At 58.6% G+C, this 22,145-nt stretch carries 14 protein-coding genes and 1 tRNA gene; 10 read left to right on the forward strand and 5 right to left on the reverse strand.

Translation table 11 applies throughout. The features are described 5' to 3' along the window. Nucleotides 1-46: 46 nt before the first annotated feature. Together ACWNRM_RS13535 and metH are read right to left on the reverse strand one after the other, a co-directional pair. Complete coding sequence (locus ACWNRM_RS13535; protein ID WP_485171258.1) at nt 47-799, reverse strand: YdcF family protein; 753 nt, start codon at nt 797-799, stop codon at nt 47-49. A 147-nt stretch (nt 800-946) separates the two neighbouring features. After that, nucleotides 947-4,447, reverse strand: a complete 3,501-nt coding sequence (gene metH, locus ACWNRM_RS13540; protein WP_485171257.1) for a methionine synthase — start codon at nt 4,445-4,447, stop codon at nt 947-949. Between the two features lie 906 nt (nt 4,448-5,353). On the opposite strand from metH, the gene ACWNRM_RS13545 reads away from it, so the two are divergent. The 6 genes from ACWNRM_RS13545 to ACWNRM_RS13570 all read left to right on the forward strand — a co-directional run bounded on the left by ACWNRM_RS13545 (nt 5,354) and on the right by ACWNRM_RS13570 (nt 16,122). Next, nucleotides 5,354-7,519 carry a peptidase domain-containing ABC transporter gene (locus tag ACWNRM_RS13545; protein WP_485171275.1) on the forward strand — a complete coding sequence of 722 codons (2,166 nt, stop codon included), beginning with the start codon at nt 5,354-5,356 and terminating at the stop codon, nt 7,517-7,519. Nucleotides 7,520-7,522: 3 nt separating this feature from the next. Next, the gene (locus ACWNRM_RS13550; protein ID WP_485171255.1) at nt 7,523-8,977 is read left to right on the forward strand and encodes an HlyD family type I secretion periplasmic adaptor subunit; all 1,455 of its coding nucleotides are present in this window, start codon (nt 7,523-7,525) and stop codon (nt 8,975-8,977) included. 30 nt (nt 8,978-9,007) lie between these two features. After that, the gene (locus ACWNRM_RS13555; RefSeq protein WP_485171254.1) at nt 9,008-10,765 is read left to right on the forward strand and encodes a tetratricopeptide repeat protein; all 1,758 of its coding nucleotides are present in this window, start codon (nt 9,008-9,010) and stop codon (nt 10,763-10,765) included. Beyond that, a complete protein-coding gene (locus ACWNRM_RS13560) occupies nt 10,758-13,688 on the forward strand; it encodes a glycosyltransferase (protein WP_485171253.1) in 2,931 nt (976 codons plus the stop codon). The genes ACWNRM_RS13555 and ACWNRM_RS13560 overlap by 8 nt, the downstream gene beginning before the upstream one ends. A 180-nt stretch (nt 13,689-13,868) precedes the next feature. Continuing rightward, entirely contained in the window at nt 13,869-14,738 is an 870-nt protein-coding gene (locus ACWNRM_RS13565; protein WP_485171252.1) for a hypothetical protein, read from the forward strand. 160 nt (nt 14,739-14,898) lie between these two features. Then, complete coding sequence (locus ACWNRM_RS13570; protein WP_485171251.1) at nt 14,899-16,122, forward strand: glycosyltransferase; 1,224 nt, start codon at nt 14,899-14,901, stop codon at nt 16,120-16,122. 66 nt (nt 16,123-16,188) lie between these two features. Here ACWNRM_RS13570 and ACWNRM_RS13575 read toward each other — a convergent pair whose 3' ends face one another. From ACWNRM_RS13575 to ACWNRM_RS13585, 3 genes are all read right to left on the reverse strand, one after another. Next, a complete protein-coding gene (locus tag ACWNRM_RS13575) occupies nt 16,189-17,724 on the reverse strand; it encodes a carbohydrate porin (protein ID WP_485171250.1) in 1,536 nt (511 codons plus the stop codon). A 147-nt stretch (nt 17,725-17,871) separates the two neighbouring features. Further along, nucleotides 17,872-18,393: an inorganic diphosphatase gene (gene ppa / locus ACWNRM_RS13580; RefSeq protein ID WP_062164056.1), complete on the reverse strand. Its 522-nt coding sequence runs from the start codon at nt 18,391-18,393 to the stop codon at nt 17,872-17,874. Between the two features lie 153 nt (nt 18,394-18,546). Then, nucleotides 18,547-18,864, reverse strand: coding sequence for an Rdx family protein (locus ACWNRM_RS13585; protein WP_485171249.1), 318 nt, complete (start codon nt 18,862-18,864; stop codon nt 18,547-18,549). Between the two features lie 276 nt (nt 18,865-19,140). Here ACWNRM_RS13585 and ACWNRM_RS13590 point away from each other — a divergent pair. The 4 genes from ACWNRM_RS13590 to ACWNRM_RS13605 form a co-directional block, all read left to right on the forward strand. Then, nucleotides 19,141-19,214, forward strand: a tRNA-Ile gene (locus ACWNRM_RS13590). 83 nt (nt 19,215-19,297) lie between these two features. After that, nucleotides 19,298-20,977 (forward strand): energy-dependent translational throttle protein EttA, encoded by a 1,680-nt coding sequence (ettA, locus tag ACWNRM_RS13595; RefSeq protein ID WP_023979103.1) that lies wholly within the window; start codon nt 19,298-19,300, stop codon nt 20,975-20,977. Nucleotides 20,978-21,045: 68 nt separating this feature from the next. Beyond that, nucleotides 21,046-21,570, forward strand: coding sequence for a GNAT family N-acetyltransferase (locus ACWNRM_RS13600; protein ID WP_485171248.1), 525 nt, complete (start codon nt 21,046-21,048; stop codon nt 21,568-21,570). A gap of 334 nt (nt 21,571-21,904) precedes the next feature. Beyond that, nucleotides 21,905-22,145, forward strand: a 241-nt coding sequence (locus ACWNRM_RS13605) for a helix-turn-helix domain-containing protein (RefSeq protein WP_485171502.1), incomplete at its 3' end; no start/stop codon positions are given.

The following is a 22,145-nucleotide window of genomic DNA, read 5'->3' on the forward strand; positions in this document are numbered from 1 at the left end:
CAGAGTAATCCGGCACGGGAATGTCTCCTCATGCCGGGTTGTCGGGTCAGCGCGCGGCTTGCGTCGCGAAGAGAGCGGCAAGCCGCGCGTGATCCGCGAGAATTATCCGGGGTATATCAACGTGCCCAATGAAGCCGCGTCCCTTCGGGCCATAACCCGTGATCGTATCCTGTAGTCGGGGGATTTCTCCAAGAAGCAGGGACAGGTAGCGCTCTTCCGTCCAGGATTCTGACGTTACCGCCTCTCCGAGGTGGGGCGTAAAAGGCGGAGAGGAAAAGAACTGGGTCGGTTGGTCACGCCAGACATGGTGAAACGTCGCCTCGGTGCGGCGTTGCAGAAGCGGGTCCTGAACCAGAACGACATGATGCGGCCTGAGCCCAAGCTCTTCGAGTAAGTCGCGCGTAAAAGCCGCGTTCTCACCCGTGTTTGTCGAGCGGGTCTCCAGAATGATCTGGTCACGGGCGATGAGGGAATCTGCTGCAATCAGCCGAGAGATCAATTCGGCTTCCGAAAGACCGGCGAGAGCGGAGGAGGCGCAGTCGAGGCGTGAGGCGAGAGCCGCCACCAGTGGCGGGGTCGAGTGGCCGATTCCGCCGGTGATCAGCAACAGGCAATCATGCTGGCGCGCCAGGCTCGCGGCATGATCAACACAGGCCAATACGCCATTGCCCGCGAGGCAAATAAGGTCGATCCGGTTTGGCGCATCATCGACAGTGGTCAGAGCCAGATAGCCAGCGATGCGATCGGCGGCTTCTCTGATCTCGGGTTGTTCCAAAGCGGAAAAATCCGGATGTGTCATCTCTGTCCCATCGCCTTATCTCTTCCCTCTCCGGTCAAGGGAGTGGCCGGCCAGGGTGGCGCCGCAGCTCCTGAAGAGATGCGGGGCCAATTTCAATTCCCGGCAAGTATGCCCTCGCGCTCGGGAAAACGCGGCATCACACTCGGGTCAGACCGTGAAATACTTGGCCCGAGGGTTGAGCATGACGAGAGCAGAAGTCGATTGCTCGGGGTGAAGCTGATAGCCATCCGATAGCGACACCCCGATGCGCTCGGCATCGAGGAGCGTCAGAATGGGCTCCTGATCTTCCAGGCGCGGGCAAGCCGGGTAGCCAAAGGAGTAGCGCGAGCCGCGATAGGATTGCGCCAGCATCTTTTCCATGTCGCGATCATCCTCACCCGCAAAACCGAGTTCGGCACGGATGCGCTTGTGCGTGTATTCTGCCATGGCTTCGGCCATTTCGACCGAAAGCCCGTGCAGATACAGGTAATCCTGATAGCGATTGGCCTCGAACCAGTCCCGCGCCAGATCAGACGCTTTCTGGCCCACTGTCACGACCTGAAGGCCCACTACGTCGCGCTCGGCATCATCAATATCCCGCACAAAATCGGCGATACACTCGCCATCTTCACGTGGCTGGCGGGGGAGGGCGAAGCGTGCGGCCTCGGTCACGCCATCCTCATGAAAGAGCACAAGGTCATTCCCTTCGCCTGCGGCCTTCCAGTAACCATAGATGGCCTGAGGCTTGAGAATGGCTTCTTCCGCACAAAGTGCCAGCATACGCTTGAGCACAGGGCGCAGCTCCTGCTTGGCGTAGGTCATGAACTCGTCGAGCGAGCGCCCCTGCTTACGGAAGCCCCACTGGAACTGATAGAGGGAGCGCTCATTCAGGAAGGGCAGCACAGCAGCGGGTGCGGCCTCGACCACGCGGGCGCCCCAGAAGGGCGGCACAGGCACAGGCTGCGTTCCGGCCACGCGGGCACGACGGGCACGCGCCGCTTCCTTGTCGATGGGCGCAAAGCCGCGTGTCTCGGCCAGCTCGGGCGCCCGCTCGACCTTGCGCTGCTTGCCCGCCCGGCGCGTCTGGATGGCGCTCAGATAATCGTCAAACTGGTTGTTCACCACCTTGTCCATGAGCGACAGCCCGTCAAAGGCATCGCGTGCATAGGCGACGCGCCCTGCGGTCTCGATCCCGTAGGAGCGGGCGCATTCATCTTCCACATAGTTGCGCGTCAGTGCCGCGCCACCGAGGAAGACAGGAATATCGATACCCTGACGCGCCATCTCCTCAAGGTTTTCGCGCATGATCACGGTCGATTTCACGAGCAGGCCCGACATACCGATAGCCTGAGCGTTGTGCTCGCGGGCCGCGGTGATCATGTCAGCCAGCGGCACCTTGATGCCCAGATTGATGACCCGATAGCCGTTATTGGTCAGAATGATATCGACAAGGTTCTTGCCGATATCATGCACATCACCCTTGACGGTCGCGAGGACCATCGTACCGCGTGCCTGGCCTTCGACACGCTCCATATAGGGTTCGAGCCACGCCACGGCGGTCTTCATGGTTTCGGCAGATTGCAATACGAAGGGAAGCTGCATCTTTCCTGCGCCGAACAATTCGCCCACCACCTTCATGCCATCCAGAAGCACGGTGTTGATGATGTCGAGCGGGGGCATTTCTTCCATCGCCGCAGCAAGATCATCCTCGATGCCCTTGCGATCGCCATCGACGATACGATCCTTCAGACGTTCGGCTGGCGTCTCGGCGCGACGCTTCTGAACGGCATCAGCCGCCTTGCGGCCTGCAAAGAGTTCCAGCAGTCTCTGGAGCGGATCGTAGTCCTCGCTGCGTCGGTCGAAGATCAGATCCTCGGCGACCTTCACCTCCTCGGCGGCAATCAGATGCAGCGGGCGGATCTTGCTCACATGCACGATGGCACCCGTCATGCCCGCTTTCACGGCATGATCTAAGAAAACCGAGTTCAGCACAGCACGCGCCGCCGGGTTGAGGCCGAAGGAGATGTTCGACAGGCCCAGAATGATCTGGATGTCGGGGAAGCGCTCGCGGATCATCCGGATGCCTTCCAGCGTCCAGACACCCAGCTTGCGATCGTCTTCCACGCCCGTGGCAATGGTGAAGGTCAGCGGGTCGATCATCAGATCGGATTGCGGCAGGCCGTGCCTGGTGCAGGCAAAATCGACCAGACGCTCGGCAATGCGCAGCTTGTCTTCCGGCGTCTTGGCCATGCCCACTTCATCGATCGTGAGCGCTATCACCGCCGCACCGAATTTGCGCGCCAGGATCATGCGGTCTTCTGCATGGCCTTCACCATCCTCGAAATTGATCGAGTTGATGATGGGCTTGCCGCCATGCAATTTGAGCGCCGCCTCGATGACCGGGGTCTCGGTTGAGTCGATCACCAGGGGCGCATTCACTGAAGACGTGAAGCGCGTGACGACCTCATTCATCTCGGCAATTTCGTTGCGCCCAACAAAGGCCGTGCAGAGATCGAGCGCGTTGGAGCCTTCGGCGGCCTGTTCGCGCCCAACGGCAACGCAGCCATCCCAGTCGCCTGCTTCCTGCAACTCGCGCCATTTCTTGGAGCCATTGGCGTTGCAGCGCTCGCCGATGGAGAAATAGGAGTTCTCCTGACGCAGCGGTGTCTGGGTATAGAGGCTTGCGACAGACGGCACCCAGTGATGGATGCGCTTGACCGGGGCGGGGCGATGACTGGTCCCGCCACGCTTGCGAAGCATCCCGTCCAGCGCCTGGATATGCGGGGTGGAGGTGCCGCAGCATCCGCCCACCAGATTGAGCCCGTCTTCCACAATGAAGCGTTCAACCCAGCTTGCCATCTCACCAGGGGTAAGGGGGTAATGCGTGGTGCCATTCACCAGCTCGGGAAGGCCTGCATTGGGCTGGATGGAAATCAGGCCGGGCCAGTTCTCGGACAGCCATTTCACATGCTCCGCCATTTCCTGCGGGCCAGTGGCGCAGTTCATGCCGATGAGAGGTACGTCCAGCGCATGAATGGTAGTGGCTGCCGCGGCGATATCGGGGCCAACCAGAAGCGTGCCGGTGGTCTCGACCGTCACCTGCACGAAGATCGGTGCATCCGAGCCCAGTTCTCGCTTGGCTGCCTTGGCGGCATTGACGGCGGCCTTGATCTGGAGCGTGTCCTGGCAGGTCTCGATCAGGAAGGCATCGACCCCGCCATCAATCAGGCCGCGGCATTGCTCGATGATCCCGGCCTCGAGGGTATCGTAATCGATATTGGCGAGGCTGGGCAGCTTGGTGCCGGGGCCGATGGAGCCCACAACATAACGGTGACGCCCGTCGCTGAAGGTCTCGGCGGCTTCACGCGCCAACTCGGCCGATTTACGGTTGATCTCGCGGGCACGGTCCTGCAACCCGAATTCGGCAAGGGTGACGATCGAGCCACCGAATGTGTTGGTCTCGACCATATCCGCGCCAACCTCGAAATACCCGCGGTGAATCTCGCGGATCAGTTCGGGTCGCGACAGCGTCAGGATTTCGGTGCAGTTTTCCTGCCCCCAGTAATCGCGCTCGACTTCCAGATCGAGCATCTGGATGCGTGAGCCCATCCCGCCATCGCAAAGCAGGACATGGTCACGCAGGGCGTCGAGAAGATGGGGACGTGTCATGATGGCGGTCAGTCTCGCTGTATAGGTCGGGCGCAGGGGCAGAGCCGCGACTGGGCGCTACGGCTGCTTGCCTTTTTTCAGAGGCTAGCGCGTCTGTCCAGTATGATGCGTCGTCTCAATTCTGCGAGCCATTCGAGAGCGCACACGAGGAAGGGCTTCATGCGTTGGCCCCGTCAGGCTTTGCCTGCGGCCGCCGGTCCTGCAATGATTACCGGCTTCAGTACGTCTCACAAGGTCGGCGTATCAGGTGGAAAGCAGGGAGAGGCTGATGGCAGGAGACGGACGTATCCCTCTCTATATACTGTGCGAGGGCGAGGTGCTGGCACCTGAACTGACCCGGCAATGTGACACCGGGGCCTGCCTTGCGGTCAACACGGATTGTCCGGGGGGCTGGTCAGTCTACCGGCATCTTGCCTCCGCCTTGCTGCCTGGAGCGTTGCACGGCCGGTTCTGCGCCTGTTGTTCAGGGCGTGGTCAGGTTGAAAGCGCCCTTGACAGGCTTTTTGTCGACAGGATGCGCGGCGCGTGCCCATATTTCACTTTCGTAATCCTGGCCTGCGAAGCGTGTAGCGGGGCGGCGTTGCAGGAGTTGCTGCAACAAGATGTCATGGTCAGAGCACGTTACCGAATTTAAATTCTATGTATTTTTTCTGGGCCTGGATTGGAATTTACACAGTAACTGTTCGGGAATATGAAGAGATCTCGTGTCGAGTTCAGCAATTTCTATGCTTTGTGATAAAAACACGAGATTCTTGCTCGACAGGGGGAGGGGTATTCGCGCTATTCGGGCGTCCTGAAGTCTGAGCGGCTTAGTGAAACACAAGAGGAAGCTTCGTGAAGCATCGTGATGGCGTCGCTGCGGACAGCGAAAACCAGAATCCCGTCTATATCCGACTGCGCGCCGCGATGGCTGCTGCCAAATTTCACGGTCTCGATCTCGACATGCGTGATTTTGCAGCCGAACCAGGCGAGGACTCACCCTCTCCAGCCTCTCTGGCACGATGGCTGAACGAGAATGGGGCTGTTGCGAAGGGGATGCGCATCAAGTGGCGGTATCTTGTGCGCATGCAGAACACGCCGCCCATTGTTCTGATGTTTCGCGATGGATCTGCAGCTTTGATGGTGCGCGCAGATCCGGACAAGAACATCGTCTGGCTGCGCGACCCACTGGGCGATGAGGGCAGTGTTCCTGTTGCTGTAGACGAATTGAGGCTCACTCAGGTCTGGACGGGCGACATCCTTCTGGTCAAGCGCCGTCGCGATTTGTCGGAGGCCGATGCACCTTTCGATCTGATGTGGTTCGTCCGTGTCGTGCTGCGTGAAAAGCAGTCACTGCGTGACATTCTCTTTGCCTCGATGGTCCTGTCGATACTTCAGATCTTCCCGGCCATGATCGTGATGCAGGTACTTGATCGTGTGGTGAACTACCATTCGATGTCGACGCTCGTATCGATCACTGCGATCGTGCTGATCCTGAGTTTCTATGAGACCCTGCTGACCTATGGCCGCCGCGAACTGACCCTGGTCATGACGACGCGCGTGGATACGCGTATCTCTCTTCATGCATTCAATCGCCTGCTTGCCCTGCCGCTTGAATTCTACGAGCGCGAGCAGACCGGACGTATCCTTGGGCGATACATGTCCATCTATCGTGTGCGTGACTTCCTGACCGGCAAACTCATGTCCACCTTCCTGGATATGTTCACGCTTCTCGTCATCCTGCCTATCCTTTTCTGGATGAGTGCTACCCTCGCCTGGATGACGGTTGCCTGTGCGGGTCTGATCGGCCTGATTATTGTCATCTTCCTGGGTCCGATGACGCGGGTCTATAACAAGATGATCCGTGCCGAGATGGAGCGTAGCTCGATCCTGTATGAAACCGTCGCCGGCATCCGTACGGTCAAGACCCTGGCGCTCGAGCCAACGCGTCGTGAGAAGTGGGACGAGACCACGGCCGAAGTCATTCGCTGGAAACTCGCAGCCGGTCGCATGCAGAACTGGCCCTCGACGCTGGTCATGCCGCTCGACATGTTCATCAATCGCGGCATCATCCTCGTAGGGGCCTATCTCATCCTGACCGGATCAAGCAGTATTCAGCCGGGCGCCCTCATGGCCTTCATGATGCTGGGTGGACGGGTGGCAGCGCCTCTTGTGGGTCTTGCCAAGATCCTCGAAGACGTGAACGAGGTGATGACCTCGCTTGGTGAAGCGGGGCTGGTGCTGAATCAGCCGACAGAAACCAAGGCGCTCACCTCCGGATTGCGCCCGCCGATCAAGGGGGCGCTCTCGTTTTCTCAGGTCGATTTCAGCTATCCGGGCACCACCATCAAGGCGCTCAACAACGTCAATTTCGAGATCCCCGCAGGCACTATGCTGGGATTGGTCGGGCGGTCGGGTTCGGGTAAATCGACCGTTACCCGTCTGCTCCAGGGCGTCAGTCGCAGCTATACAGGATATCTACGACTTGATGGTGTGGAATTGCGCGAGATCAATCTAAGCCATCTGCGTCGCTCGTTCGGTGTCGTGCTTCAGGATAACTTCCTGTTTCGAGGCACGGTGCGCGACAATATTACAGCCGGACGTCCGGGCTATACGATGGACGACGTGATTCGTGCTGCACGTCTGGCGGGCGCGGAGGAATTCATTGATCGTATGCCTGCCGGCTATGACACGCCGATCGAGGAAGGCTCCACCAATATCTCGGGTGGCCAGAGACAGCGCCTTGCCATTGCGCGCGCCGTGATCAGCGATCCGAAATTGATGATCCTTGATGAGGCGACTTCCGCGCTTGATCCCGAGAGTGAGGCGCTGGTCAATGCCAATCTGCAGCGTATCGGCAAGGGTCGTACGATGGTGATCGTTTCCCATCGCCTGTCATCACTGGTGGATTGTCATCAGATCTGCGTCATGGACAAGGGCAAGGTAATCGATGTGGCGCCACATGGCGTGTTGCTCGAACGCTGCGAGATCTACCGTATGCTGTGGATGCAGCAGAACCGCCATGAACACGCAGCCCGTAATAACGAAAATACCGATCAGAATGATGATCCCATGCTGATGGATGAGGAATAAGCCATGAGCGACAAGGATATTGTTCCCGGAGACGGGAAAGAGGAACGCACGGAAATCCAGCAGCATGTCCCCAGGCAGGCTGATGATCCGTTCTCGCCTCAGGGCTTGCCTCTTGCGCTGCTCGAATTCCATTCGCCGAGTTCTGCGCTGGTCAACCTGCCGCCTACGGCATCGGCGCGCTACATCATCTGGATCGTAAGCGCTCTGTTCATTTCGGGTCTGGTTGCGGCTGCCGTGTTTCCGCTCAACAAGGTGGTAAGCACCCCGGGCCGGCTGGTTGCGGTGAACAACAATCTCGTCATCCAGCCAATGGAAATGTCCATCATTCGATCGATCGATGTCGAATTGGGTCAATACGTGAAGAAGGGGCAGGTGCTGGCGCATCTCGATCCGACGATCACCAAGGCAGACCTTGTCAATCTCAAGGCTCAGCGCGATTCATACCAGGCCACGATCACGCGGCTTCACGCCGAGGCTGACGGGAAGGATTATACGCCCGATCTGAGCGACAGTTCTTCTGCCAGAGAGGCTGCCGCCTATGCACGACGCAAAGCCGAATATACGGCCAAGATCAGCCAGTTCGATCAGGAAATCGCGGCCATGCAAAGCCAGCTTACTGGATCGCTCGCCAGTGCCGCCATGCATCAAAGCCGTGGGCGCGTAGCCAACGAAGTGCTTCAGATGCGCCGGCGTCTGCAGGCGGACCAGGTCGGGAGCAAGCTTTCCACTCTGGCGGCACAGAGCGAGTTGATGGATTCGGAAAGGGCCCAGATCGAAGCGCAGCAGACAGCGGCGGCCACCAGATCCAAGCTTGCTGCGACAGAGGCAGAGCGTGATGGATATATCCAGAACTGGAAGGCTCAGGTCTATACCCAGATAGCCGAGGTTCAGCACCGGCTGGACGAAGCTGTGGGCGATTACGAGAAGGCGGCCTTGCGTAACAAGCTTGTCGTGCTCAAGTCTCCCGATGAGGGTGTTGTACTCAATATCGCCAAACTGTCGGTAGGCTCGATCATCTCACCCGCCCAGGTTTTGATGTCGATCGTTCCAACGGGTGCAGCGCTCGAGGTTGAAGCCGTTTTGAGAGGAAATGACGCGGGCTTTGTCAAGCTTGGTGATCATGCCCTTCTGAAATTCGCGACCTTTCCTTACACCCAATATGGTGGCGCGGAGGGAACTGTGCGTCTGATCAGTGCGGATGCTTTTACAGCCTCGGATGCCAAGAGCGCGGCAATGGGGCAAATGGCTGCAGGCGATGAAGACCCCTCGCAGAGCGGATATTATCGCGTACGACTGAGAATTGACCGCTATACTCTTCATGGCGTACCGAGCTTTTTTCACCCGACGCCAGGTATGTCAGTCTCCGCCGATATCCAGGTCGGCAAGCGGACGATGATTCAGTACCTGTTCAGCAAGGTTATACCGGCCATGTCGAACGGCATGCGCGAACCGAACTGAGCTGGCGGTTCTTTTCCGGAGGAGAGCAGGGTGGCTTTGAAATCACGTCTCGCATCGATGGTCTCGCGCGATGCAAGGCTAAGGCACGCAATTACCCAGCTGGAAACCGGGGAGAATGCCGTGCAGGGTTTTGCCCTGCTTGGTCCCTTGGCGACACAGGGGAACGTCGAGGCCCAATATCGTATCGGCAAGGCCTATCTCGAGGGGTGGGGAACGCCACCCAGTCTTGAGGACGGGACAAGGTGGATGCGCAGGGCCGCTGAAGGTGGTCATGTGCAGGCGCGGCTTATGCTGGGCACACTCTACCTCATGGGTTTTCCCGAAGATTTCGACGAAAACCGCCCGAAGATTTTGGCCGATACGCGCGAACGCAAACGTGTTCCCGACTTTCATCGTGCCGAACACTGGAGCCGCCTCGCCGCAGTCGAGGGACAACCCGACGCCCAGGCCCTGCTAGGCTATATCCTGACCAATGGCCCGGAAGACCTGCGCGATCTGACCCAGGCGCGGGAGTGGTATGAAAAGGCAGCGGCAGCCGGTTCGGCTCAGGGGCATCTCGGTTTGGGGATGGCGCTCCATACCCAGCCTCAATCCGACCAGGATCTGGCGCGAGGAACGGCTGAGCTCGGGCTTGCCGCAAAGGCGGGACTCGCAACGGCCTTCTATTTTCTTGCCTGGATCAATGAACAGGGGATCGGGCAGGAGGCTGATTTCACGGCAGCTGCCGGATATTTCGAGAAAGCGGCCGAACGGGGCGTAACCCAGGCGCAGACGCGCTATGCGCTCTATCTCCTTCAGGGCAAAGGAATCAAACGCAGGCCGGATCGTGCGGAAACATGGCTTAGGCGGGCTGCAATGGGCGGTGATGCCGAAGCCGCTGCCTTGCTGGGTGATCTGCATATACGGGGCGAGGAAATGGCCCCGAACTATCTCGAAGCTGCGACCTGGTACCATGTTGCTGCTGACCTCGGGCATGGGGCGGCCGCGCGTGGTCTGGGGCTGCTCTACCTGACGGGCGTCGGTGTTCAGCGCGACCCGGATGAAGCCGCGAAATGGTTTCGGATTTCAGCCGAGTGTGGCGATCGTGTCGCTGACGCGGACCTCGGTAATCTGGCCCTGACTGGCGTGGGTTCCGAGCAGGATCGCGAATCCATGCGCGCGCGCTTCTTGCAAGCTGCACAGAAGGGCGATCTGGTCGGCGCGTTCAATCTGGGTGTGTGCTACGCCGAAGGTGTCGGTATCGATCGTGATGATACGCAGGCTGCATTCTGGATGCAGCGTGCGGCTGATGGCGTTGTGAATGCCCAATACTGGCTGGGGCGCATGTATCTGGAAGGGCGGGGTGTTTCCCAGGATATGACGCTGGCGATTCGATGGCTCGAACAGGCAGCCCAGGCCCGCATGTCCGAAGCCATGACGCTTCTGGCGCAGATACTGGTCTCCGGGCGTGCGCCTGAAGGAAAGGACCATGCTCGTGCGCTTGATCTGTATAGCGAAGCAGCAAAGCAGGGTTATGTCGAAGCCATGTTCTCTGCCGGAGCCATGCTCGGTGGCGGGCATGACGTGGCAGTCAACCGCCGTGAGGCGCAGTATTGGTTCCGCTGTGCCGCTGAACGCGGACATGCGCTTGGCCAATTGATGCTGGGTCGATATCTCAAGCGCGGTCTGGCTGGCGAGGTCAATCCGGTGGAAGCGCTGACCTGGCTGGAGCGTGCCCAGGCGCAGGGTGTCACGGATGCAACGCCGGAGCTGGCCAGACTCGAGCGTCGTATGGGTGGACGTGGCTAAGGGGCCCAGGCCTTCATCCCGCCGCCCGCCGCCTGTTCAGTCGGGCTATGGGCACGTTGTCACGGCGAAAGATCGTGCTGACTGGCAGCGATGGCACGATGCCAAGGCTCAGGATGCCTATCGTCGCGGCACCGACGCCTCCGGAAAGGGCGATGAACCGACAGCCCTCTACTGGCTGGGTCGTGCGGCGCGCATGGCGCACCATGACCCGAACGTTATTTTTGCCTACGGCATGGCGCTTCTTTTGGCAGAGCGTTGGGCAGAAGCCTCCGAGCGCTTTGCCTGGATTGCGAAGCGTTTCATCATGCGCAAGGCATTGGTTGGTCAGGCCATCGCCCTGTCTCATGTTGGGCGCATGAAAGACGCCGTAGCTGTCTTTGAAAAAATGCTCTCCCATTACGCGCCAGCGGCAGAGGCACTTCCGTGGACGCGGCTGTTTACAGCGCAATCCGGGGCTCCGGGGTGGTGCTCGACAAGCAACGAGGGTATTTTGTGCGGTGAAGCGCATGGACTGGTTACGATCAGCCTCGACGGAATAGTCGTGGCTTCAGACCAGTCCATGCCTTTTGTCCTGCCTGATGCGTGGATGTCCGCTACGACACTGAGTGTCGAATGTGAAGGCAAGGTGCTCTACGGTGCGCCAATCGATCTTGCGGCGATACGTCAGGTGCAGGGCTTCGTAACTGTTCGTCGCCACATGATCGACGGTTGGATCTGGTATCCGGCTGACCCGGATCATGCACCGCTCGTCATCATCGAGGCAGGAGACACACGGGTCGAGGTGACGGCGACAGAGCTCGAGCAGGGAGTACGGCTTGAGAAACCGCTGGCCAGACCGCGTCATTTCCAGCTGGCGCTCTCGGCCTTGCCCGCAGGAGATATCTTCCTGCGGGACCGGTATGGGCAAGCACTCACCGGCAGTCCTCTCAGCCCCGCCGTCATCGCTCTGCTTGATCGCGATAGTGAGGGGCATGGCGACCTGCCGGAAAATGGAAAAATACTCTCTGCACCAGAGCGGGAAGATGCGCTGCGCCGCCCCGGATGTCTCGTGATCATCCCGGCCTATCGGGATCATGAGCTGACGCGCCAGTGTATTGAAGCCGTGCTTGCAGATCGCGGCGAAGATCTGGAATGTCTTGTCATTGACGACGACTCTCCCGACCTTGCGTTGCGTATCATGCTGGTTGAAATGGCTGCTCAGGGTCAGATAACGCTCATCCGCCACAGGCAGAACTGTGGCTTCACGGTCAGTGCCAATGCCGGGCTTGCGCGTGCAAGAGGCCGGGATGTGATCTTGCTTAATAGTGACGCGATCATCCCCGAAGGCGGCATCGCGCGGCTGAGGGCATGGCTTGATCGCGCAGATAATATTGGCACGGCAACGCCTTTCTCAAACGATGCAACCATCCTTTCCTATCCATCGGTTTCCCGACCCAACCCTGTGCCTGACCGCCGTATGGCACGGTCGACCGATCGTGTTTTCCAATCCCTTCCCAATGCCGGACTTGTTGATCTGCCAACCGGCAACGGATTTTGCATGGCAATACGGGGCGACTGCCTCGCTCAGACCGGGCTTCTGAACGCAGAGATATTTGCGCAGGGCTATGGTGAGGAAAACGATTTTTGCTGTCGTGCTTCTGCGCTCGGCTGGCGTCATGTCGCAGCGACAGATCTGTTTGTTCGACATGTCGGGGCTGTGTCCTTTGGCCGGACGCGCAGTTTGCTGCTTGATCGCAACCTGCGTTTACTCAACATGCTGCACCACGGCTATGACCAGCGTGTCGCTGATTTCGTGACGACTGACCCACTGCGGCGGGTCCGTCGTAATGCTGGCCTTGTCCAAATGATTGCACGCCGCAAATCAGCGTCATCCTGCTTGATCATGGTCTCGCATGATTCGGGTGGCGGCGTTGAGCGTGTGATCGGTTACCGGCGACAGAAGGCCGAGGCGGAGGGCGCGCAGGTGCTTGTTCTCCGCCCTCATGAGAGAGGATGTCGTATAGAGGATTGTGGCGGCGATGCAGCCAATATTATTTTCGATCTGCCGAGCGAGTGGCTTACGTTCATTGCCGTCCTGCGACGCATGAAGGCGGCCCGCATTGAATGGCATCATGTGCTTGGTCACGCGCCGATCATGCGTGACTTGGCACCTGCGCTCGATCTGCGCTGGGATATTTTCCTGCACGACTATATCTGGTTCTGCCCACGTATCTGTCTGGTTGCGTCGAATGACCGTTATTGCGGCGAACCTGCGCTGGCAGGATGCGAAGCCTGCGTGGCCCAGCAGGGGGAATTGGTTGAGAGCAACCTCACAGTGGCTGAACGCGTTGCGCAATCCAGCGAGATTTTGCGTGATGCCAATCGAATCGTTGCGGGATCGATTGATGTGCAGCGGCGTTTCAGACGTCACTTTGCCGGTATCGACATCACTCTGGAGCCCCTCGAGGCCGGTTTTTATCCTGCCCTCAAAGCCCCGAGGCCGCTGGACGGCACACGCCGCCGTATTTGCATACCCGGCGCTATAGGACGCGAGAAAGGCTATGATATTGTTCTTCAGCTTGCCGAGGATGCAGCACGTCGCAATCTGCCGCTCGACTATGTGGTGGTGGGATATACAATTGACGATGACCGCCTCATGGCCACGGGGCATGTTCAGGTGCTGGGCGAGTTCCGCGAGGAGGAAGCCGTGAGGCTTATTGAGTCCTGCGACTGTGATCTTGGCCTCATTCCATCCATCTGGCCAGAGACCTGGTGCTTTGCCTTGTCCAATTTGTGGAATGCCGGCCTGGCTGCCGTAAGTTTCGATCTGGGGGCACAATCTGAGCGAATACAGAAAGAGGGTAAAGGTACTGTGGTCCCGCTTGGAATGCCGTTATCTCTACTTAGTAATGTGTTGCTACATTTATCACATCGAACAACATAGCTTTTATTAATTAGTTAATGGTGGTATATATCGGTTAATTCCTCCAGAGAGTTCTTTTGTCACACTGTGCAGAATTTCCCGCTGCGCACACAATTCGAAGATGGGTTGATATCAATGTCTAATTCCGCGAGTTCCTCAGGGACAGAGCAGGTTGTACAGATCAAGGTTCATGCTTCCCTGATGACTTTTGACGCTGGCCTCTTCTGTGTCTTCCTGCCGCCGGAACATGCGGTTCAAAGTGTCAATGGTTATCCCGCGGTAACGATTACTCAGGCACCGAACATGCCTAGTGGTATCGTAACCATAAAAACCTTTGAAGATGATGGTGTGATCAGCAGCAGTCATGGTGCGGGTGCGGGAGCTGCTCTTGTACGTGTGGCGCGAGGGCCTGCCCAGGTTCTGGTAACGACCTATCAGGCGCCCGACAGTGCCTTGCCGGCCCCAGGTATTCAGGTGGCGCGCCTGTCAGGTGACCCCGTCGCCGCAGCGCCTGCCGCTCATTCTGTGCCGCAAGCAGCCGATGTGACGGCAACACCGGATGTCGCTGCCAATCCTGACTTCAAGCCCGAGCTTGCAGCGCACATTCAGCGTCGGGGCGATGTGCTGGCCCAGATCGGTGAATGGATGGGCGAGCCGGGCAGTCAGAACTGGATCGAGGGCTTTGGAATTGCGCCGCAAGCACTCGTGGCTCCTGAAGATGTCGAATATCAGGCTGTACTTGGGAAAGGGTGGCTTTCTCCCTGGGCTGAGGCTGGTCAATACTGTGGATCGCGCGGGATGGCCTTGCCCATCCTCGGCCTTTGCGTCCGTCTCAAGAATGGGGCAGAGGCAAAATACGAGCTCGCGATCAGCGCCACCTTTACTGATGGGACACGCATCGGGCCGGTTGCTGGTGGTGTCACGCTTGAAGCGGAATCTCTCGCACCGCTGGAGGCGTTCCAGCTTGAAATTCGTCCGCGCAGTGATGAGGCGGCTCCGGTAGTCGGAGAAGAGCGGGAAGGCAAGCCAGCCAGGAAACCTGCTTCCCGTCGCAAAGCGAGCGAAGCCTGAGTACAGAACGGCCCGGATATGGTTTGATATCGGGGCTATTTTTCTCGTGATTTCGGGTGACCTGATGGAACGATAGAAAGCGGCGCTTGCGTTTTGCACGGAGGCGCGCGTTGCTATCGCGCCAACACTGTTTTTGCTTCCCCTAGAAGGTTCTTTCGTTTTGCGTTTCCTGTTCGTGCATCAGAACTTTCCCGGTCAGTTTCTCCATCTGGTCAGGCATCTTCACGAACAGGGAGGCCATGAGATCGTTTTCATCTCCGAGGCCAATGAGGGTTACCTTCCCGGAGTGCGGCGGGTCCTGTACCGTCAGGACCGGATTGTATCGCCGCATACACATCCCTCCCTGCGGGAACTGGAGATGGGGCTAAGCCGCGCCGAGGCAGTTGCAAAGGCAGCACAAACGCTCAAGGGGCTAGGTTACTTGCCAGATATCATTATCGGGCATCATGGATGGGGCGAACTCCTCAATATAGTTGACGTTTTTCCTTCAACGCCCATTCTTGGTTATTTTGAATTCTTCTACCATACCGACAAGAACGACGTGAATTTCGATCCGGAATTTCCTCCCCGGCCTGAGCTTGCACCAAACGTTCGAGTCAAGAATGCCATTAACCTGCTCGCCCTGAATCTCAACCAGCACGGTCAGACGCCAACGCTTTTCCAGAAGGAAACGTATCCTGATTGGGCGCAACGCCGAATCACCCTGCTGCGCGAAGGGGTCAACCTCGATCTTTGTGCCCCTGATCCCACGGTTTTCAAGGGCGATGTCACAATCGGCAGTCATGTGATCCGCCCTGCGGACAAGCTGATAACCTTCGTGGCGCGTAACCTAGAGCCCTATCGCGGTATTCATAGCTTTATGCGAGCCCTACCGCGTATCCTTAATGAGCGCCCAGACGCGCGGATCGTCCTTATTGGTGGCGACGGGACGAGCTATGGTGCGCCGCCCCCTTTGGAAGCGGGAAGCTGGCGCGATATCTTCCTGAAGGAAGTGGCGGGACGTATCGACCCCGATCGGGTGCATTTTCTGGGCAAGGTTGATTACGACACGTTCAGGCTTACGCTGCGACGCTCTGATGCGCATGTCTATCTGACCTATCCTTTCGTCGCCTCATGGTCCTTGCGTGAGGCCATGGCAACGGGGTGCGCCATCGTGGGAAGCCAGACGGCTCCGGTGGAAGAGTTCATTACGGATAGACGGACAGGATTACTGACCCCGTTTCTCGAACCCGATCGCATTGCGGATTCTATCCTCGAAATCCTTGAGGACCGAAAGCTGGCGGCCCGCTTGCGCCGGGCGGCCCGTCGACATGCAGAAGCCGAGCTGTCGCTACAGGGCTATCTCGAAAACTACGACGCCCTCATCGCCTCCATCGTGGGATGAAGAGGCGATAAGGGCGTTTATAGCGCAGGCTGATCGAGGCCCCTGCGAGGCAGGGGCGTGTGAGGATCAGAAGATTTCGATGTGCGACTTGAAGCCGAGCGTTGCTGCATCCTTCAGGCCCTGCTGGGCACCCGGACGGATGAAGTACTGGAAATCAGGAGCGAAGGTGATGCCGCGCCAGACGCGGATCTGATACATCGCTTCGATGACCATCCCGTTGGTCTGCGGGAAGAACGAGCCGTTAAGCAGGGTCTTATAACCCAGGCTCTGCTGGATTTCCTGAGCGGTTTTGACCTTCTTGGAGACCTGGATGTAGCTGAAGTTCACACCCCAAGCATCCAGCGGACGGGACTTCCAGAAACCACGATCGAGCACGCCGATCGAGTATTGACGCTCACGCGTCTGGGTCACTGGTGAGTTGTTGTAGAACACGCCAAGCAGGGTGATACCGGCATCGGGACCATTGCCCTTGTGACGCATGATCATCTGATCGGCCAGAGCATAGGCAGACCACGAGTTGTTGTGAACCTTGCGGGCCTGGCCCGTCACAGCCCAGTAATTATCGTTGATATCGTACAACACGTCCGGATGGGGTGCCGTATCGACAATGCCACCAAGCTTGTAGTGACCCGGCAGCTTGTCCTTGCCGAAGATCGGCTCCCAGCCGAACTCGACCGGTGCGGCCTCGCCGTTGATATCCGCGCCGTTCCACTTGAAGCCCGTGCGCATCTGCTGCACGCCGTAGATGCCCATCGTGTTGAAGTAAACGCCGGCCTGAAGGTAGGTGTACTGCGACGGACGAACACGGACACGCGCTGCCCAGTTCGAATCCGGGTAGGATGAATGGCTGGTATTGTCCGAAGAGGCCTTCGGGTTACCGCAGAAGGCATTATTCATGAAGTTGCAGTATAGCGGGTTCGACGAGAAGTCGGTCAGCAGCGGAATACGACCGGCGGCAATGTCGAGGTGACCGTTGAACAGCGTTTCTTCACCGTAGATATAGACAAGGTGAACGACCACATTACCACCACCGCCATAGATTTCCTGGCTGGGGTTCAGGTTGTCACCAAACATGCGGCTGGCAGGAATACCGTAACGTCCGACAAACACGGCGTGGGTCGAGAAGCCGCGGATACCAGCAAGCTTTTCCCAGTCTATATCGTTTTCAAAGCCGTACTGACCGGCATTGCTGCTGCCCTGTCTCAGGCCCAGCCCTTTGGTCGGGCTCGTGATGGCTCCTGCGAATTCGTTGGTCGTATCCAGAAGGATCGCGACACCATGCTGGCGCAGCCAGGTGTTCCATCCCCATGGATCGTCAAAGATGGCTTCCGGGTGGGGCAGGGGGGGGACGGATGAATTCTGAAAATTGACCGTGCCGATCGGACTCGAGACGCGCACCGAAGGTGCAAGCCCTGTGCCGTTGGGTGCACCTCCAGCCAGAGGCGATTGCGCCTGGGCTGACGGTATGGCAGCGAGGGTAGCGAGAGCTGTGGTGACGACACCCAGCGCCTTAGGGGAGATACGGGGAAGAGACATGAGGGCAATCCGCCAGTCGGATGAAAAACGCGAGGTTCCGTGACTTTCCGGGATGAGGTCTTTCATTCCTTATCCCAACATGACCCTTTTATTACATCTAATTTATATTTGACAATGGGGCAGAAAGCCGGATTGGGCTCACAGCGCTGTGATATAAAAAAGCCGGAAAGACACTGTGTCTTTCCGGTCACTGTTTATTACAGCGTGGTGGGGTTACTTGGCGGCTTCAAGAGCAGCAATAATCGCTTTCTTGGCTTCTTCTGGTCCTGCCCAGCCCGAGACTTTGACCCACTTGTTAGGCTCGAGGTCCTTATAACGCTCGAAGAAGTGGCCGATTGCCTTCAGAGTGATCTCGGGCAGATCGTCAATCGTTTTTACATCGGTATACTGCGTGTGGATCTTGTCGTGAGGCACGCAGATGATCTTTTCATCCTGTCCGCTCTCATCTTCCATCTTCAGCATACCAATGGGGCGCGCACGAATGACCGCACCCGGAACGATCGGCCCCGGTGCCAGAACCAGTGCATCGGCCGGATCGCCGTCAGCAGCCAGCGTATTTGGGATGAAACCATAGGCAGCCGGATAGTACATCGGGGTGAAAAGGAAGCGATCGACGAAAACGGCGCCGCTTTCCTTGTCCACTTCATATTTGACCGAAGAGCCCTGCGGGATCTCGATCACGACATTGATGTCATCGGGAACGGATTTGCCGGGGGAGATCTTGCTGACGTCCATTACTACATGTCCTGGTGGGGGTGAATTGATCGCCTTATCTTAGCCGCTCGCTGCCTCCCTGCACAGATGCCGTAACGTTATGTACCGGCCATGTTGTTCTAATGGTCACGGTTCTGAGCGGATATGACCGAAATCGTGCTCTTTGCCCGGGATTCACCGATCAACATGACCCAGATCGCGTTCCGGGGCGATGACATCGCGCACGCGCTGCTTGATGTCTTTCGGGCCAGGGAATCCCCCGTCGCGCTTGCGCTCCCAGATCAGGTGCTCACCCGCCATAATGCTGAAGTGACCTCCCGTATCGGGGACGAGGGCGACCTCCGCCAGATCGGTGCCAAAACTCTGCAGCAACTCCTGTGCAATCCAGGCGGAACGCAACATCCAGTTGCACTGGGTGCAATAACGTATGGTGATGCGAATCCTGCCAGTAGGAAATCTGGGTTCGGGTTGTGCTGGATCAGCCTCTTGCATCTTTGTCGTCCCTTCTGTGACCGGGGTATCAGATTATCGGACCTGCATGGAAATGCGAGACAGGAGGACAGGGCAGGGTATCCGTCACCCGTATCCTGTCTGCGTGCACATTTGCGGGATGTCTGGGGGAGCCGATTACATAATCACTGGTGCTCATGCCCGTCCTGATTTGGCTCATGGGGCCTGGAGAGATGCGCAAAATGATGAATGCACTGATTTCTTTGTCATGTCGTCTTGCAAATGGGGCCGAATTGCGCGATTTCCTGCACAACCTGTGCGCCTGTAGCTCAATTGGTTAGAGCAGGCCGCTCATAACGGCTTGGTTGCGGGTTCGAGTCCTGCCGGGCGCAGGGGTTTTTACGCTCCTATGCGGAGCGCACTCGAGCCGCGTTCTCGTCCTATTCCGTCCGACCATTCCATCAGGAGATCCGTCATGGCCGCCTATCAGTATGTCTATGTCATGAAGGACCTGACGAAGGCCTATCCCGGGGGCCGTGAGGTCTTCAAGGGTATCACCCTGTCCTTCCTTCCCGGCGTCAAGATCGGTGTGCTCGGCGTCAACGGCGCCGGTAAATCGACTCTGCTCAAGATCATGGCCGGTATCGAAAAGGAATATGGTGGTGAGGCCTGGGGCGCTGAAGGCGCACGCATCGGTTATCTGGAGCAGGAGCCCAAGCTCGACGAGTCCCTGACTGTCGGTGAGAACGTGGCACTCGGCTTCGGTGACCTGAAGCACGCGGTGGATCGCTTCAACGAGATCTCGATGGCTTTTGCCGAGCCGATGACCGACGATGAAATGACCGCCCTTCTGGCCGAACAGGCCGAGCTGCAGGAAAAGATCGACGCCGGCGATGGCTGGGAGCTGGACCGCAAGCTCGAGATCGCGCTTGAAGCCCTGCGCTGCCCGCCTGCCGATAGCCCTGTCACCATGCTTTCCGGTGGTGAGCGCCGTCGCGTGGCGCTGTGCCGCCTTCTGCTCGAAAAGCCCGACCTGCTGCTGCTTGACGAACCGACCAACCATCTCGATGCCGAGAGCGTGGCCTGGCTCGAAAAGACCCTGCGCGATTATCAGGGCACCGTCATGGTCATCACCCATGACCGCTACTTCCTCGACAATGTCACGAACTGGATTCTCGAAATCGAGCGCGGTCGTGGTTATCCGTTCGAAGGCAATTACTCTTCCTGGCTGACCCAGAAGCGCAAGCGTCTGGCCCAGGAAGAGAAGGAAGAGAGCTCGCGCCAGCGCGCCCTTGCCGCCGAGCAGGAGTGGATCAGCGCCTCACCCAAGGCCCGTCAGGCAAAGAGCAAGGCCCGTATCACCAAGTACGAGGAAATGCTGGCCGCCAGTCAGGAGCGTGCCGGTGGCACGGCCGATATCGTCATCACCCCCGGCCCCCGTCTGGGTGGCACGGTCATCGAGGCCGAGAACCTTTCCAAGGGCTTTGGCGATCGTCTGCTGATCGACGGCCTGAACTTCAAGCTGCCGCCGGGTGGTATCGTGGGTGTGATCGGGCCAAACGGTGCGGGTAAGTCCACGCTGTTCAAGATGATCACGGGTCAGGACCAGCCGGATGGCGGTGCGCTCAAGATCGGTGACACGGTCAAGCTCGGCTATGTCGATCAGTCACGCGACTCGCTCGATGACAGCAAGACGGTGTGGGAAGAAATCTCGGGCGGTACGGATGTCATCCAGCTGGGCAAGCGCACGGTGCCGTCGCGCGCCTATGTCGGAGCCTTCAACTTCAAGGGCTCCGATCAGCAAAAGCGCGTCGGCGTGCTGTCGGGTGGTGAGCGCAACCGCGTGCATCTGGCCAAGATGCTCAAGAAGGACAGCAATGTCATTCTGCTCGACGAACCGACCAACGATCTCGATGTCGACACGCTGCGTGCACTCGAAGACGCTCTTGCCGAATTCGCCGGTTGCGCCGTGGTCATCTCGCATGATCGCTGGTTCCTCGACCGTCTGGCCACGCATATTCTCGCCTTCGAGGGTGATAGCCATGTCGAATGGTTCGAGGGTAACTTCCAGGATTATGAAGAAGACAAGCGTCGTCGCCTCGGTCCGGATTCGACCGAACCGAGCCGTATCAAGTATCGCCCCATCGCACGCTAAGGGATGAAGATGTCGGAGCGGTTCATCTCTGACATCTCTCTTGCCGATATCATGACCGGGTACGCATCGTGACGCTTGGGCGCCAGATACGGACCCAGCGGCTCGTGCTGCAGCCCGTAAGCTGGCACGATATGCAGGACATGATTCGCCTCAAGACCAATGGCGCCTCATTCGGGCGTATGCTGGGGGGTGTCCGCTCGCTCCGGCAGGTCGAGGACGAAATGGCCGATGACCTCGCTTTCTGGGCAAAGCGCGGCATCGGCATTTTTACCATTCGCGAAAATAATCGCTTCGTGGGCATCACGGGGTTGCATGAGCGTCCGGACGGGCGCGGCCTGGGCCTGCGCTTCGCACTGGTACCCGAGGCCGCCGGGCGTGGTATCGCGCGTGAGGCGGCAGGTGCAGCGCTGCGTTTTGCGTTGGATGCAGGCGTCGAGCGCGTGGTAGGCGTCACACGCGAGGACAACATGCCCTCCCGTATCGTGCTGGGCAGTATCGGCATGCACCATGTGGAAAGCTTCGAGCGTGATGGTTATCTGATGCTCGTTTACGAAATTACGCAGGATCCGCCGGCAATTTCCCTCCAGAGATAAGCCGGCCAAAGGGTCGTGCGGCGAAGTCGGGTCAAAGATTGTCGTCTCCCCCATGCCCTGCGCCTCTCCGGTCAACAAATGAGGTTGTCGAGGCTCATACCTCTCGCCTTCTCCCATTTCGCCGTGAAGCAACAGCGTTCGCGCGACCCCACTCGACTCTATCCGCCGAGGCCCCGATCTATCTCCTTCAGTGGCGCATAAAGCCTGTTCTCTGGATTGAGAATTCCGGGGCCGCACGAGCTAGAGCGTTTTCTTTGCTGATTGAATCATTTGGGATTCCCAATCTGTGTGTGATCTGATTCAAGGTGACAGCCGGGATGGAGGACGGCGCTGGATGTCGTCACGCACCCTGTCTCTGGATCTGCGTGCCCGCGTTGTCGCGGCGGTTTCAAAGGGCCTGTCCCGCCGGCAGGCTGCCGAGCGCTTCGGCGTCAGTCCGGCGAGTGCGGTTCGCTGGTGTGCCCTGGCCGCGTCGACTGGCAGCCCCGCAGCAAAGCCACGCGGTGGGGATCGACTGTCACACAGGATCGAAGCACAGGCCGACCGGATCCATGCCCTGATCGCGGCGCAGGACG

It is taken from the genome of Asaia sp. A2 (assembly GCF_057319415.1).

Excerpts from the sequence above, each read along its gene's own strand:
- ACWNRM_RS13535 (WP_485171258.1), bottom strand. The coding sequence starts at position 799 with ATGACACATCCGGATTTTTCCGCTTTGGAACAACCCGAGATCAGAGAA.
- metH (WP_485171257.1), bottom strand. The coding sequence starts at position 4,447 with ATGACACGTCCCCATCTTCTCGACGCCCTGCGTGACCATGTCCTGCTT.
- ACWNRM_RS13545 (WP_485171275.1), top strand. The coding sequence starts at position 5,354 with ATGGCTGCTGCCAAATTTCACGGTCTCGATCTCGACATGCGTGATTTT.
- ACWNRM_RS13550 (WP_485171255.1), top strand. The coding sequence starts at position 7,523 with ATGAGCGACAAGGATATTGTTCCCGGAGACGGGAAAGAGGAACGCACG.
- ACWNRM_RS13565 (WP_485171252.1), top strand. The coding sequence starts at position 13,869 with ATGACTTTTGACGCTGGCCTCTTCTGTGTCTTCCTGCCGCCGGAACAT.
- ACWNRM_RS13575 (WP_485171250.1), bottom strand. The coding sequence starts at position 17,724 with ATGAAAGACCTCATCCCGGAAAGTCACGGAACCTCGCGTTTTTCATCC.
- ppa (WP_062164056.1), bottom strand. The coding sequence starts at position 18,393 with ATGGACGTCAGCAAGATCTCCCCCGGCAAATCCGTTCCCGATGACATC.
- ACWNRM_RS13585 (WP_485171249.1), bottom strand. The coding sequence starts at position 18,864 with ATGCAAGAGGCTGATCCAGCACAACCCGAACCCAGATTTCCTACTGGC.
- ettA (WP_023979103.1), top strand. The coding sequence starts at position 19,298 with ATGGCCGCCTATCAGTATGTCTATGTCATGAAGGACCTGACGAAGGCC.